This is a genomic window from Frondihabitans australicus, from assembly GCF_003634555.1.
GTDB classification, from domain to species: domain Bacteria; phylum Actinomycetota; class Actinomycetes; order Actinomycetales; family Microbacteriaceae; genus Frondihabitans; species Frondihabitans australicus.
In genome coordinates, this window is sequence record NZ_RBKS01000001.1 from 954,128 (window position 1) to 968,757 (window position 14,630).

Annotated in this window: 14 protein-coding genes; all 14 read left to right on the forward strand. The window is 70.3% G+C overall.

The genetic code is table 11. The features are described from left to right. Window position 1: 1 nt before the first annotated feature. Complete coding sequence (locus tag C8E83_RS04415) at window positions 2-793, forward strand: LmeA family phospholipid-binding protein (protein WP_121368616.1); 792 nt, start codon at window positions 2-4, stop codon at window positions 791-793. Next, a complete protein-coding gene (gene lysA / locus C8E83_RS04420) occupies window positions 793-2,214 on the forward strand; it encodes a diaminopimelate decarboxylase (RefSeq protein WP_121368617.1) in 1,422 nt (473 codons plus the stop codon). Before C8E83_RS04415 ends, lysA begins: the two co-directional genes overlap by 1 nt. Continuing rightward, window positions 2,211-3,563, forward strand: coding sequence for a homoserine dehydrogenase (locus tag C8E83_RS04425; protein WP_121368618.1), 1,353 nt, complete (start codon window positions 2,211-2,213; stop codon window positions 3,561-3,563). Before lysA ends, C8E83_RS04425 begins: the two co-directional genes overlap by 4 nt. Window positions 3,564-3,617: 54 nt before the next feature. Beyond that, complete coding sequence (gene thrC / locus C8E83_RS04430) at window positions 3,618-4,700, forward strand: threonine synthase (protein ID WP_121368619.1); 1,083 nt, start codon at window positions 3,618-3,620, stop codon at window positions 4,698-4,700. Further along, window positions 4,697-5,659, forward strand: coding sequence for a homoserine kinase (gene thrB, locus C8E83_RS04435; RefSeq protein ID WP_121368620.1), 963 nt, complete (start codon window positions 4,697-4,699; stop codon window positions 5,657-5,659). Before thrC ends, thrB begins: the two co-directional genes overlap by 4 nt. 207 nt (window positions 5,660-5,866) lie before the next feature. Beyond that, window positions 5,867-8,116, forward strand: coding sequence for a transcription termination factor Rho (gene rho / locus C8E83_RS04440; RefSeq protein WP_121368621.1), 2,250 nt, complete (start codon window positions 5,867-5,869; stop codon window positions 8,114-8,116). A gap of 2 nt (window positions 8,117-8,118) precedes the next feature. After that, window positions 8,119-9,201, forward strand: coding sequence for a peptide chain release factor 1 (prfA, locus tag C8E83_RS04445; protein WP_121368622.1), 1,083 nt, complete (start codon window positions 8,119-8,121; stop codon window positions 9,199-9,201). Further along, window positions 9,198-10,091 (forward strand): peptide chain release factor N(5)-glutamine methyltransferase, encoded by an 894-nt coding sequence (gene prmC, locus C8E83_RS04450; protein WP_425454750.1) that lies wholly within the window; start codon window positions 9,198-9,200, stop codon window positions 10,089-10,091. The genes prfA and prmC overlap by 4 nt, the downstream gene beginning before the upstream one ends. A 37-nt stretch (window positions 10,092-10,128) precedes the next feature. After that, entirely contained in the window at window positions 10,129-10,806 is a 678-nt protein-coding gene (locus tag C8E83_RS04455) for an L-threonylcarbamoyladenylate synthase (RefSeq protein ID WP_121371732.1), read from the forward strand. Between the two features lie 28 nt (window positions 10,807-10,834). After that, window positions 10,835-12,214: an MraY family glycosyltransferase gene (locus C8E83_RS04460; RefSeq protein ID WP_121368623.1), complete on the forward strand. Its 1,380-nt coding sequence runs from the start codon at window positions 10,835-10,837 to the stop codon at window positions 12,212-12,214. After that, on the forward strand, window positions 12,211-12,714 hold the full coding sequence (locus tag C8E83_RS04465) for a Cg1360 family ATP-synthase-associated protein (RefSeq protein ID WP_121368624.1): 504 nt from the start codon (window positions 12,211-12,213) through the stop codon (window positions 12,712-12,714). The genes C8E83_RS04460 and C8E83_RS04465 overlap by 4 nt, the downstream gene beginning before the upstream one ends. A gap of 258 nt (window positions 12,715-12,972) precedes the next feature. After that, on the forward strand, window positions 12,973-13,770 hold the full coding sequence (atpB, locus tag C8E83_RS04470; RefSeq protein ID WP_425454751.1) for a F0F1 ATP synthase subunit A: 798 nt from the start codon (window positions 12,973-12,975) through the stop codon (window positions 13,768-13,770). A 49-nt stretch (window positions 13,771-13,819) separates the two neighbouring features. Further along, the gene (atpE, locus tag C8E83_RS04475; RefSeq protein ID WP_066280781.1) at window positions 13,820-14,056 is read left to right on the forward strand and encodes an ATP synthase F0 subunit C; all 237 of its coding nucleotides are present in this window, start codon (window positions 13,820-13,822) and stop codon (window positions 14,054-14,056) included. 9 nt (window positions 14,057-14,065) lie between these two features. Next, window positions 14,066-14,629 (forward strand): F0F1 ATP synthase subunit B, encoded by a 564-nt coding sequence (locus tag C8E83_RS04480; protein ID WP_121368625.1) that lies wholly within the window; start codon window positions 14,066-14,068, stop codon window positions 14,627-14,629. Window position 14,630 lies beyond the last annotated feature (1 nt).

Sequence of the window (14,630 nt, forward strand, 5' to 3'; positions counted from 1 at the left end):
GATGAGCGACGAGGCCCGACTCGAAGCCGTACCCGCCGCTGACTCGCCCGGTCGTCGGCGCCGTCGACGCCGCCGCGTGACGATCCTCGTGATCGTCCTGGTGGTGCTCGCCGCGCTCTGCGTGGCGGCCGAACTCGTCGCGCGCCACGTCGCCGAGGCCGAGGCCGAGAAGCAGATCGACTCCTCGCTGCCCGCGGGGACGACGGGCACGGTGGGCGTGAAGATCCACGGGTTCTCCGTGATCCTGCAGGCCCTGTCGGGTCATCTCGACGACGTCTCGCTGGCGTCGCACGACCTCGTCGTGCAGAAGATCCCGCTGACCTTCGACGCGACCGTGACCGACGTGCCGCTGAAGCAGGGCGGCACGACCGGGCCGATCGACGCGACGGTCGTCATCGACCAGAAGGCGCTCAACGACTCGAAGCTGCTCCAGAACGCGTCGGGCAACATCGCGCTCGGCAGCGGCACCTTCTCGTACGACTCGTCGATCAACATCCTCGGCCTGCAGCTGCAGTACAAGCTGACGGCGAAGCCCAGCGTGACGTCGAACGGCAAGTCGGTCGTGCTCACCCCGACGAACGCGGCGATCTCGTCGTCGAACTCGTCGATCGACGTGTCGAGCCTCCTGCAGTACCTCAAGACCCAGCCGCCCACGATCTGCGTGGCGTCGTCGCTGCCGACGAGCGCGACCCTCACCGGCATCGGCGTCACGCCGGGCGTGGCGACGTTCCACCTGCACTCGACCGGCCTGCCGCTCGACTCCGCCGCCCTGTCTGAGAAGGGGACCTGCTGATGCCCGGAGCGAACCCGCTCGCACCCGACTGGCTCGACCTGCCCGACGACGCCAACGACCTCGTGCCGTCGGTCTGGTCGTCGACCGCGTCGCGCGACGCGGCGGGCGCGCTCACGTTCGGCGGCGTCTCGGCCGAGGCTCTCGCCACCGAGTTCGGCACGCCGCTCTACGTCGTGGACGAGGCCGACTTCCGAGGGCGCGCCAAGGCTGCCATCGAGGCCTTCGAGCAGGAGCTCGCGCGAATCGGCTCACGGGCCAAGGTCTACTACGCCGGCAAGGCCTTCCTCTCGGCGGAGGTCTGCCGCTGGGTGAGCGAGCTCGGCCTGAACGTCGACGTCTGCACCGGCGGAGAACTCGCCGTAGCCCTCGCGGCCGGCGTCGACCCGGCCCGCATCGGATTCCACGGCAACAACAAGTCCCGCGCCGAGATCGACCGCGCGGTCGCCGCCGGCGTCGGCGCCATCGTCATCGACAGCCTGGTCGAGATCGGCAGGATCGCCGAGGCCGCACGGCGACACGGTCGCGTCCAGCCGGTGCGCCTCCGCGTGAACAGCGGAGTGCACGCGTCCACGCACGAGTACCTCGCCACCGCCCGGGAAGACCAGAAGTTCGGCATCACGCTCGCCGACACACCCGCCGCCGTGCGCGAGATCCGAGGCCACGAGGGCCTGACGTTCCTCGGCCTGCACTCGCACATCGGCTCGCAGATCTTCGGCACCGACGGGTTCGCCGAGGCCGCCCGCCGCCTCCTCGCGGTCCACGCCTCCCTCCTCGAGGGCGGCGCGGTGCCCGAGCTGAACCTCGGCGGCGGCTTCGGCGTCAACTACACGCGAGTCGACGACGCAGCCCCGATCGCCGATCTGGCGCGCGGCATCGCCGACGTGGTGGCGGCCGAGTGCGCGGCGCTCGGCATCGACGTGCCGGTGATCGCGGTCGAGCCGGGCCGGGTGATCGCCGGGCCCGCCGGCGCCACGCTGTACACGGTCGGCACGGTGAAGGACGTCCAGGTCGCGACCGACGACTCGGGTTCCAGCGCGGTCCGCCGGTACGTGAGCGTCGACGGCGGCATGAGCGACAACGCGCGCACGGCGCTGTACCGGGCCGACTACTCGGTGCGGATCGCGAACCGGGTGAGCACGTCGGCTCCTGCGCTCGTCCGCATCGCCGGGAAGCACTGCGAGTCGGGCGACCTCGTCGTCCTCGACGACTACCTCCCCGGCGACGTCGAGCCCGACGACCTCGTCGCCGTGCCCGTCACGGGCGCCTACTGCTGGAGCCTCGCCAGCAACTACAACCACGTCGGCCGACCGCCGGTGGTCGCCGTCCGCGACGGAGCGGCCCGCGTCATCGTCCGGGGCGAGACCGAGAGCGATCTGCTGGCGCGTGACGCCGGCCTCGACACAGAAAGCACCACAGCATGATCGAATACCGCAACGTCCGCGTCGCCCTCCTCGGCGCCGGGTCCGTCGGCAGCCAGGTCGCACGCCTCCTGCTCGAGCACGGCGACGAGCTCGCGGGGCGCGCGACCGCCGGCCTCGAGCTCGTGGGCATCGCCGTCCGCGACCTCGACGCGAAGCGCGACGCCGACCTGCCGCGAGAGCTGTTCACCACCGACGCGCACTCGCTGATCCTGGGCGCCGACATCGTCGTCGAGCTGATCGGCGGCCTCGAGCCCGCCCGCACCCTGGTGCTCGAGGCTCTGGGCTCAGGAGCCGACGTCATCACCGGCAACAAGGCCCTCCTCGCCAACCACGGCCCCGAGCTCTTCGCGGCCGCCGAGCAGGTCGGCGCGCAGCTGTACTACGAGGCCGCCGTCGCCGGCGCGATCCCGATCATCCGCCCGCTGCGCGAGAGCCTCGCCGGCGACCGCGTCAAGCGCGTCATGGGCATCGTGAACGGCACGACGAACTTCATCCTCGACCGAATGGACACCCTCGGCGAGTCCCTCGAGGACGCCCTGGCGACCGCCACCGAGCTCGGCTACGCGGAGGCCGACCCGACCGCCGACATCGAGGGCTACGACGCGGCGCAGAAGGCGACGATCCTGGCGAGCCTCGCCTTCCACACCACCGTGCCGCTCGTGGCCGTGCACCGCGAGGGCATCACGCAGGTCACCCGCGAGCAGGTCGTCGCGGCGCGGAAGGCCGGCTACGTCGTGAAGCTCCTCGCGATCTGCGAGCGGCTCGTCGACACCGACGGCACCGACGGCGTGAGCGCGCGGGTCCACCCCGCCCTGGTGCCGCTCGGCCACCCGCTGGCCGCCGTGCACGGCGCCAAGAACGCCGTCTTCGTCGAGGCCGAGGCGGCCGGCGACCTCATGTTCTACGGCGCCGGCGCCGGGGGAGTGGAGACCGCGTCGGCGGTGCTCGGCGACCTCGTCTCCGCCGCCCGCCGGCACGTCATCGGCGGGCCGGGCCTCGCCGAGTCCACCCACGCCAACCTCCGCGTGCTGCCGATGGGCAGCGTGACGACCAGCTACCAGATCACCCTCGACGTCGCCGACCAGCCCGGCGTCCTCGCGACCGTGGCGGGGCTCCTCGCGCAGCACGGCGTGAGCGTCGAGACGGTCGAGCAGACATCGGGCGTCGTGTCGTCGGGCGTCACGGCGTCGTCCGGCGTCACAGGGCAGGGCGCCGGCGAGGCCACCGCTACGCTGGTGATCGGCACCCACCCGGCCCGAGAGTCCGCTCTCGCGGCCACGGTCGAGGCGCTGACCACCGCAGCCGTCGTGAACTCCGTCACGAGCGTGCTCCGGGTCGAAGGGGCCTGACGTGCCCCGCCGCACCACCGAACACGACAGTCATAACGAAGCAAGGGGAGCCTGATGGCCCACCAGTGGCAGGGTGTCCTGCGCGAGTACGCCGACCGCCTCGACGTGACGGAGGCGACTCCGATCGTGACTCTGGGCGAGGGCGGCACGCCGCTCATCCCGGCGCGCGCCCTCTCCGAGCGCACGGGTGCGAACGTCTACGTCAAGTACGAGGGCATCAACCCCACCGGCTCGTTCAAAGACCGCGGCATGACGATGGCGATCTCGAAGGCCGTCGAGCACGGCGCGAAGGCCGTCATCTGCGCCTCGACCGGCAACACGTCGGCCTCCGCCGCCGCCTATGCCGCGCACGCCGGCATCACCGCCGCCGTCCTCGTGCCCGAGGGCAAGATCGCCATGGGCAAGCTCAGCCAGGCAGTCGCCCACAACGGCCAGCTGCTGCAGATCCAGGGCAACTTCGACGACTGTCTCGACATCGCCCGCGACCTCGCCGCGAACTACCCCGTGCACCTCGTCAATTCGGTCAACAACGACCGCATCGAGGGTCAGAAGACGGCCGCGTTCGAGATCGTCGACGTTCTCGGCGACGCGCCCGACTTCCACTTCCTGCCGGTCGGCAACGCCGGCAACTACACCGCCTACACGCGCGGCTACCGCGAAGACCTCGAGGCCTCGCGCGCGACGAAGCTGCCCCGCATGTTCGGCTTCCAGGCCGCGGGCAGCGCCCCCATCGTCTCGGGCGAGGTCGTCAAGCACCCCGAGACCATCGCCAGCGCGATCCGCATCGGCAACCCCGCGTCGTGGCAGCTCGCCCTCGACGCGCGTGAGCTGACCGACGGCTACTTCGGTGCGATCGACGATGCGGCGATCCTGCGCGCTCAGAAGATCCTGTCGAGCGAGGTCGGCGTCTTCGTCGAGCCGGCGTCGGCGATCAGCGTCGCCGGACTCCTCGAGCGGCACGAGGCCGGCCAGGTCCCCGCAGGAGCAACCGTGGTGCTGACGGTCACCGGCCACGGCCTCAAAGACCCCCAGTGGGCCCTCCGCACCGACGACGGCGGCGAGGTCACGCCGACCGTGGTCCCCGTCGACACGGCCGCCGTCGCCGACGTGCTCGGCCTCGCCCGGGCGTCTGCATGACCCACATGCCCGAGGCGGCATCCGTCCTCGTGAAGGTGCCCGCGACCAGCGCCAACCTCGGTCCGGGCTTCGACACGCTGGGTGTCGCCCTGTCGCACTACGACGAGCTCGTCGTCACGGCGACCCCGGTCTCCGAGGGCGTGCCCCGCACGGTCTCGGTCGAGGTCCACGGCGTCGGCGAGGGCGAGGTGCCCACCGACGAGTCGAACCTCGTCGTGCGCGCGATCGACTACGCCTTCACACAGCTGGGCGTCGACCTGCCGAGCCTCGCGCTGGTCGCGCACAACTCGATCCCGCACGGCCGCGGCCTCGGGTCGAGCGCCGCCGCGATCGTGTCCGGCATCATGGCGGTCAAGGGTCTGCTCGAGGGAGTCGTCGAGGTCTCGTCGTCGACGCTGCTGGGGCTCGCGACCGATCTCGAGGGTCACCCCGATAACGTCGCTCCGGCACTGTTCGGCGGCCTGACGATCGCGTGGACCACGCCCGAGGGGCCGTCGCACAAGCGCCTCCTCGTGCACCGAGGCGTGTCGCCCGTGCTGTTCGTGCCCGAGTCGACCCTCTCGACGAAGGTGGCCAGGGCGCTGCAGCCCGCGTCCGTGCCGCACGCCGACGCCACCTTCAACGTCTCGCGGTCGGCGCTGCTCGTCGCGGCCCTCATCCAGAGCCCCGAGCTGCTCCTTGCGGCCACGGAAGACCGGCTGCACCAGAGCTACCGGGCGAGCGCGATGCCCGAGACCGACAGCCTGATCCGGGTGCTGCGGGAGGCGGGGCTGGCCGCGGTCGTGTCGGGCGCAGGCCCCTCGATCCTGGTGCTCGGGTCGGACCCCGCGCAGAGGCTGCTGGCCGCCGATCTCGTGGCCGAACACGCCGTCGGCGCCTGGCGGCCGCTCATGCTGGCCGTCGACCTCAGGGGTGCTACAGTGGTGCCGCACCCGGTAGAAGCCGAGCCGCACGCGTAGCAACCGCTACGCCGCGACCGTTGCAGGCCCGGGTTGCACGTTTCTTCTGTACTCACCCAAGCGCGCACTCTCCTTCGAATCGCTGTGCACCCGTACAGCTTCATCGAGTCGCCGTGTTCCCACGCGGCAGTCGCGTGGTCGTCGCCCGAGGCGCGACCGGCTCACCCCCGCCGATCCGTGCGGGGGCGCGAAAGGAAACCACTCAACGTGACCGATATCACCACCGATCAGACCGCCGACCTGACGTCGAGGCGTCTGCCCGAGCTCCAGGCTCTCGCCTCGACCCTCGGCATCAGCGGCATCTCCAAGCTCCGCAAGGGCGACCTCGTCGCCGCCATCGTCGCCGCGCAGAGCAGCGCCGGCGACGCGGCCGCCGAGCAGCCCGCGGCCGCTGCGCCCGAGGCCGCCGCCGAGCAGGCCGCCCCCGAGGCGACCGCCGCCGAGGCCCCGGCCGCGGAGGCCCCCGCTCGCGCCAAGCGCGCTCCGCGTCGAGCGACCTCCACCAGCACCGCACCCGTGGCGGCCGCCGACCACAGCCACCAGGGCGAGTCCGGCGTCCAGCCCCTCCTCGACCTCCCGACCGAGACGCCCGTGAGCGTCGAGGCCGAGGCCGCCGAGGCCGACACCGACTCCGAGGTCGTCTCCGGCGACTCCGCCGCCGCGTCGACCGGCGGATCGAACCGCCGCCGTCGCGGATCGCGCCGTGCCACCGACCAGACCGTCGCGGCCGAGCAGGCTGCGGCCCCGGCCGGCGAGTCGGCTGCTCCTGCCACCCCCGCCCAGATCGACCTCGATCTGCCCCCGCGCCAGTCGCGCGCCGACCGAACCCGCGCCGAGCAGGCGCGCCTCCGCGAGCAGCGCGAGGCCGAGGCCGCCGCGTCGGCCGCCGTCGACTCCGCCGCCGACGCGCAGCACGGCAGCGCCCAGCAGGGCAAGGACGCCCAGGGCAAGGACACGCAGAACAAGGAAGCACAGGGCAACAGCCAGCAGGGCAACGGCAACCAGGCCGAGGCCCAGGGCGACCAGCCCACCGGCGGAAGCCGTCGCAGCCGCAACCGCAACCGCGGCGGCAACCAGAACCAGCAGAACCAGCAGAACCAGCAGGCCGGTCAGGCCGCCGAGGGCGACGACGAGTCGCGCAAGCAGGGCGGCAACCAGCAGCCGCAGCAGAACGGCGGAAACCAGAGCCAGGCCGCCGCTCAGCAGGCCGAGGGCGAGGGCCGCTCGGCCCGCAGCCGCCAGCGCGACCGCAAGCGCGGCCGCTCGAACCAGAACGACGACTTCGAGCCCGAGATCACCGAGGACGACGTGCTGATCCCGGTCGCCGGAATCCTCGACGTCCTCGACAACTACGCGTTCGTCCGCACCACCGGCTACCTGCCGGGTGCCAGCGACGTGTACGTCTCGCTCGGCCAGGTGAAGAAGTACCACCTGCGCAAGGGCGACGCGATCGTCGGCGCGATCCGCCAGCCGCGCGAGGGCGACAACCAGCAGGGTCGCCAGAAGTACAACGCGATCGTCCGCATCGACTCGATCAACGGCCAGACCATCGACGACGCCTCCAAGCGCGTCGAGTTCTCGAAGCTGACGCCGCTCTACCCGCAGGAGCGCCTGCGCCTCGAGACCGACGCGTCGAAGCTCTCGACCCGCATCATCGACCTGGTGTCGCCGATCGGCAAGGGCCAGCGCGGCCTCATCGTCTCGCCGCCCAAGGCCGGCAAGACGCTCGTGCTGCAGGCAATCGCCAACGCCATCGCGCAGAACAACCCCGAGGTCCACCTCATGGTCGTGCTCGTCGACGAGCGCCCCGAAGAGGTCACCGACATGCAGCGGACGGTCAAGGGCGAGGTCATCGCCTCGACCTTCGACCGCCCCGCGGAGGACCACACGACGGTCGCCGAGCTCGCCATCGAGCGTGCGAAGCGCCTCGTCGAGCTGGGCCACGACGTCGTCGTGCTGCTCGACTCGATCACCCGCCTCGGCCGCGCCTACAACCTCTCGACCCCGGCCTCGGGCCGCGTGCTCTCGGGCGGCGTCGACTCGTCGGCGCTCTACCCCCCGAAGCGCTTCTTCGGAGCCGCGCGCAACATCGAGAACGGCGGCTCGCTGACCATCCTGGCCACCGCCCTCGTCGAGACCGGCTCGAAGATGGACGAGGTGATCTTCGAGGAGTTCAAGGGCACCGGCAACATGGAGCTCCGCCTCTCGCGCCACCTCGCCGACAAGCGCATCTTCCCCGCCGTCGACGTCAACGCCTCCGGCACGCGTCGCGAGGAGATGCTGCTCAGCCCCGACGAGGTCAAGATCACCTGGCGTCTGCGCCGGGCCCTCGCCGGGCTCGACCAGCAGCAGGCCCTCGAGATCATCCTCCGCAACCTCAAAGAGACCCAGTCGAACACGGAGTTCCTCGTGCAGGTGCAGAAGTCGGTCCCGGCGGCCTCGGGTCACCAGGAGTAATCGTGTTCGAGTCAGTAGCCGTGCTGCTGGCCGAGCACGAAGATCTGCAGAATCAGCTCGCTGATCCTGCCGTTCACGCGGATGCGGCCCGGGCTAAGAAGATCAACCGCCGGTACGCCGAGCTCAGCCGGATCGTCGCCGCGCACACCGCGTGGCAGGGCGCCGGGGAGGACCTCGAGGCCGCTCGCGAGCTCGCCCGCGAGGATGAAGCGTTCGCCGACGAGGTGCCCGCGCTCGAGGAGGCGCTCGACACGGCGCAGGAGAAGCTGCGTCGCCTGCTGATCCCGCGCGACCCCGACGACGGCCGCGACGTCATCATGGAGATCAAGGGCGGCGAGGGCGGAGCCGAGAGCGCGCTCTTCGCGGCCGACCTCCTGCGCATGTACACGCACTACGCCGAGTCGAAGGGCTGGAAGACCGAGCTCCTCGAGCGCGACGAGTCCGACCTCGGCGGCTACAAGAACGTCCAGGTGGCGATCAAGTCGAACGCCTCCGACCCGTCGCAGGGCGTCTGGGCGCACCTGAAGTACGAGGGCGGCGTGCACCGCGTGCAGCGCGTGCCCGCGACCGAGTCGCAGGGGCGCATCCACACCTCGACGACGGGCGTGCTCGTCTTCCCCGAGGTCGACGAGCCCGAAGAGGTCGAGATCAACCAGTCCGACCTCAAGATCGACGTCTACCGCTCGTCCGGCCCCGGCGGCCAGTCGGTCAACACGACCGACTCCGCCGTGCGCATCACGCACCTGCCGACCGGCATCGTCGTGGCGATGCAGAACGAGAAGTCGCAGCTGCAGAACCGCGAGGCCGGCATGCGCGTGCTGCGTGCCCGCATCCTGGCGCGTCAGGCGGAAGAGCAGGCGGCCGTGGCCTCCGACGCGCGCAAGAGCCAGATCCGCGGCATGGACCGCTCCGAGCGCATCCGCACCTACAACTTCCCCGAGAACCGCATCGCCGACCACCGCACCGGCTACAAGGCGTACAACCTCGACGCCGTCATGGACGGCGCCCTCGAGCCCGTCATCGATTCCTGCATCCAGGCCGACGAAGAGGCGCGTCTGGCAGAGATCGGCGATCAGGGGGAGTGACCGCAGGCGATCTGCCCGATCCTGCGTCCGCCGCCCCGGTGACGATCTCGTCGCTGGTGGAGACAGGGCGCAGGATCCTCGCCGAGGCCGGCATCCCGACCCCCGCCGTCGACACCGAGCTGCTGCTCGCGCACGTGCTCGGCAGGTCGCGTGGCGAAGTGGCCGTCCAGTCGCTCGTCGGAGGCTCGGCCTCGGCTGACCAGGCCGCCGCCTTCACCGCCCTGCTCGCACGCCGCGCCGCGCGCGAGCCGCTGCAGCACCTCACCGGGCTCGCGCCGTTCCGGGCGCTGGAGCTGCGGGTCGGCCCCGGCGTGTTCGTCCCGCGCCCCGAGACCGAGGGCGTGGCTCAGATCGCGATCGACGCGCTCACCGCGCGCGCCGAGGAGACCCCGATCGCGGTGGACCTCTGCACCGGCAGCGGCGCCATCGCGCTCGCGCTCTCGACCGAGGTGCCGCGCGCCCGGGTCTACGCCGTCGAGCTCTCGACGGAGGCCGCCGTGTGGACGCAGCGCAACATCGACGCGGTCGACCCGTCGGTGACCCTCGCCGTCGGCGATCTCGCCGACGCTCTCCCGGAGCTCGACGGGACGGTCTCGGTCGTCGTGTCGAATCCGCCGTACATCCCTGTCGGGATGGTGCCGCGCGACCCCGAGGTGCGACTCCATGATCCTGCGCTCGCGCTCTTCGGCGGACCCGACGGGCTCGACGTGGTGCGCAGCCTCTCGCAGCGGGCTCTCCGCTTGCTCGTGCCCGGCGGCACTCTCGTGATCGAGCACGGCGAGGAGCAGGGGAGCGCGATCCGCGACCTGCTCACGGCCGACGGCTGGCGAGCCGCCGCGACGTTCCCTGATCTCACCCGCCGCGACCGGACCACGACGGCGCTCCGATGAAGTCGCTCGGGTGACGGCCAGTACACTGGCGCACGACATGCCTACGATCTACGACTGCTCCGTCGACGCCGACCTGCTCACCGGAATGCGACTCGCCCGCCAGGCGATCTCGCGCGGCGAGCTCGTCGTGCTCCCCACCGACACCGTCTACGGTCTCGCCGCGGACGCCTTCGACGCGGCCGCGGTGCAGCGCCTCCTCGACGCCAAGGGGCGCACGCGCCAGTCGCCGCCGCCGGTGCTGGTCAAAGGCCCCGAGACGCTCGCCGCGCTGGCGGAGAGCGTCCCGTCGCTCGTGCAGCCGCTCATCGACGAGTTCTGGCCGGGCGGACTCACGGTGATCCTGCGGGCTCAGCCGTCGCTGATGTGGGATCTCGGCGAGACCCGCGGCACCGTGGCGCTCCGCCAGCCGAGCAACCACCTCGTGCTCGAGCTGCTGGAGGAGACCGGGCCCCTCGCCGTGTCGAGCGCCAACCTCACCGGCAAGCCCGCCGCGACGACCGCAGCACAGGCCGCGCAGATGCTGGGGGAGGCGGTCTCCGTCTACCTCGACGGCGGCGAGGCCGGCACCGCGTACGAGCAGCGCCCCGGGGCGAACTCCGGCTCGACGATCGTCGACGCGACCGGCGCCGACGACGGCGTACTGCGCATCGTGCGACACGGGGTGATCTCCGACGACGACATCCGCCGAGTGGCGGGAAGCGACGTGGTCGTATGACCTCCGTCGCACCCCCGAGGTCCGGGCCATGAGGTACTACCTGCTCGCGGCGGCGATCTCGGCCGTCGTCAGCTTCGCGCTCTCCGTGCTGGCCTGGCGGCTCGGCACGAAGTACCGCCTGGCCCCGAAGATCCGAGAGCGCGACGTCCACACCAACCCGACGCCCCGGCTCGGCGGCGTCGCCATGTTCGCCGGCGTCGTGGTGGCGCTGCTGTCGGCCTGGCTCGTCTTCCCGCTGATCGCGCACGTCGACTACTTCCGGCTCGTCTTCGAGTCGCCCGGCCACGTGATCGCGATCCTCGCGGCGGCCGCCATCATCGTCGTGATCGGGGTCATCGACGACCTCTTCGACCTCGACTGGATGACCAAGCTCGCGGGCCAGATCATCGCCGCGGGCCTCCTCGCCTGGCAGGGCGTGCAGCTGGTGTCGCTTCCGATCGGCGGGCTCACCATCGGGTCGAGCTACATGTCGCTGATCCTGACGGTCCTCGCCGTCGTCCTCGTCATGAACGCGGTGAACTTCATCGACGGGCTCGACGGCCTGGTCGCCGGCGTGACGATCATCGCCAACGGCGTGTTCTTCATCTACAGCTTCGTGCTCGCCTCCACCAGCGAGTACGGCTACTTCAACCTCGCCGCCCTCATCACCGCGGTGCTCATCGGCGCCTGCCTCGGCTTCCTGCCGCTCAACTGGCACCCGGCCAGGCTCTTCATGGGCGACGCCGGCGCGCTGCTCACCGGCCTCCTCATGGCGACGAGCGCCATCTCGGTCACCGGCAACATCGACCCGGCGTCGACGGATCGATCGACGCTGCTGCCGGCATTCCTGCCGATCCTGCTGCCCTTCGCCATCCTCATCGTGCCGCTGCTCGACTTCGGCCTGGCGGTCCTGCGCCGGGTGAGCGCGGGCAAGTCGCCGTTCAGCGCCGACCGCAAGCACCTGCACCACCGGCTGCTCGACATGGGGCACTCGCACTTCCACGCCGTCCTGATCTTCTACGCGTGGACCGCCGTCGTCGCCGTGAGCTGCCTGCTCTTCGTCTTCGTGCCGGCCCACGTCGTCGTGCTCTTCTTCGCCGTCGGTTTCGTGGTCTGCGCAGCTCTCACGCTCGCCCCGCTGAGCCGGCGCAAGCGCGTCGAGGCGGCGGTGCAGAGCGCCCGCAGCGGCACGACGGCCCCGATCACCGCGGGGCTGACCGAGCCCCAGCGCTTCGACGCCCTCGACGAACGCGGGCAGCGAGCGGCGCTCGCCCCAAAGCCCAGCCTCGACGAGGAGCGCACGGTCGTCACCGCGCTCCGGAACCCCACCGGCCCGGCGCCGCGCGTGCCGTCGACCCCGGCGAGCCACGCGCCCGCCACGCCTCCCAGCCGTTCGTCCGGCAACGACTCCGAGAGATCCTCCGCATGACTCCCCAGACCCCGCCCGCGGGGCCGCTCCGGCCCGCCACGATGAACCCCGCGAACAACCGCATTTACCTCAGGATCCTGACCCTCGGCTCGCTCCTGGCGCTCGGCATCGCGGTCGTCGGCTGCATCGTCGGGGGAGTGACCGTCGGTGTGACAGGCGTCGTCGGGGCCCTGATCGGGACCGCCCTGGCCCTCGTCTTCACGGGTCTGACTGCGGTGAGCATCCTCCTCGGCCTCAAGGCCTCGGGCGGCACGCTCATCAGCGGAGCGTTCTTCGGGATCGTCCTCGGCGGGTGGCTGCTGAAGTTCATCCTCTTCCTTGTGATCGTGATCCTGTTGAAAGACGCGGCCTTCGTGAATACGCTGGTGATGTTCCTGAGCATCGTGGTCGGTGTCGTGGGCAGCCTGGTGGTCGACGTCGTGGTCGTCACCCGATCGCGCATGCCCTACGTCAGCGACATCGCACTTCCGGGTGACTCGACGTCGAGCGAAGACGCCTGAAATCCCGCGAAAAACCTGCCATCCGGCCCGTCATTGGTGCAATCGCGCGTCATTCTGTTGATAGGCTGTACGTGTTCGTGTCCCCGGCCTGTGAACTGCCGAAGGGTCGCTTCCCCATAGATCATCGCCGCGTCGCGCGGCAGCGTGTGGGGGCTGTTCGACAACAGCTGTTGGCTGTTGACCAGGAGCCCGTGCCCGGTGCCAAGTGCCCGCGTCCCGAATCAGGAGATAGCGCTGTTAGCTAACGCCATCACCCTGTTGCATCCTCTCGCCGCCGCGAGCGATAGCAGCGGAGGTTTCCAAGGCCCATCGATCGACGAGTTCTTCCCGAACGGCCTCCTGTTCGTCGGCACGCCCTTCGAGATCAACCGGATCATGCTGGCCCGGTTCTTCATGACCGCCCTCCTGCTGGTCCTGTTCTGGCTCGGCACGCGCAAGATGAAGCTCGTCCCCGGTCGCTTCCAGAGCGTCGTTGAATTGGGCTTCGGCTTCGTTCAGAACGGCGTGGCGAACGACATCCTCGGCAAGAAGGACGGCCGTCGCTTCACGCCGCTCCTGGTCTCCGTCTTCTTCACGGTTCTGTTCTTCAACCTCTCCGGCACGATCTTCGGAATCCAGATCGCCGGCACGTCGTTGATCGGCGTTCCCCTCATCCTCGCGATCGTGGCGTACGTCGCGTTCATCTACGCGGGCGTGAAGAAGCACCCGGGCACCTTCTTCCGCAACGCCCTCGTACCTCCGGGCGTGCCGTGGCCCCTGTACTTCCTCGTGACGCCGATCGAACTCGTCTCGACCTTCGTGCTCCGCCCGATCACGCTGACGCTCCGACTGCTGATGAACATGATCGTCGGGCACCTGCTGCTCGTGCTGTTCTTCACGGCGACCTCGTTCTTCTTCTTCGAGTCGCACAACCTCTTCGCGCTGTTCGGCATCGGCACGGTCGCCTTCGGCTTCGCGTTCACCCTGTTCGAGATCTTCGTCGCTTTTCTGCAGGCGTACGTCTTCGCCCTGCTCACCGCTGTGTACGTTCAGCTCGCGCTGAACGACGAACACTAACAACGGCCCGGGCACCCGCCCGAGCCGCCATCACGGAAGGAAACACAACGTGGACGCAACAACCGTTCTCGCCGCCATCAACGGAAACATCGCGACGGTCGGTTACGGCCTCGCTGCGATCGGCCCCGCCATCGGCGTGGGCATCGTGGTCGGCAAGACCATCGAGTCCGTCGCCCGCCAGCCCGAGCTCCAGGGTCGCCTCACGGTGCTGATGTACATCGGTATCGCCTTCACCGAGGCGCTGGCGTTCATCGGCATCGCGACGTACTTCATCTTCACCAAGTAGGGCTGACGCATGACCAGCGCACAGATCCTCGCGGCGGCGGATTCGCACAATCCGCTGATCCCCGCGGTTCCCGACCTCATCTGGGGTGGTCTCTGCTTCGTCGTGATCGTTCTGTTCTTCGTGTTCTACGCGCTTCCGCGCCTGCAGAAGAACCTCGACGAGCGCGCCGAGGTGATCGAGGGCGGCATCAAGAAGGCCGAGAACGCCCAGGCCGAAGCGGCTGCCGCACTCGAGGAGTACAACAAGCAGCTCGCCGACGCCCGGTCCGAGGCCGCCAAGATCCGCGAGCAGGCTCGTGCCGACGCCACGCGCATCGGCAAAGAGGTGACCGCCCAGGCTCAGGCCGACGCCGATCGCATCACGGCCAACGCGCAGGCGCAGATCGAGGCCGAGCGCCAGAGCGCCCTCGTCTCGCTCCGTGCTGAGGTGGGCTCGCTCGCGATCGACCTCGCCAGCGGGGTCATCGGCGAGAGCCTCAACGACGACAAGCGGGCCTCCGCCATCGTCGACCGGTTCCTGGCCGACCTCGAGTCGTCCGACGCCGCGGGCGCGCAGCCGAAGGCGGGCAGCTGAC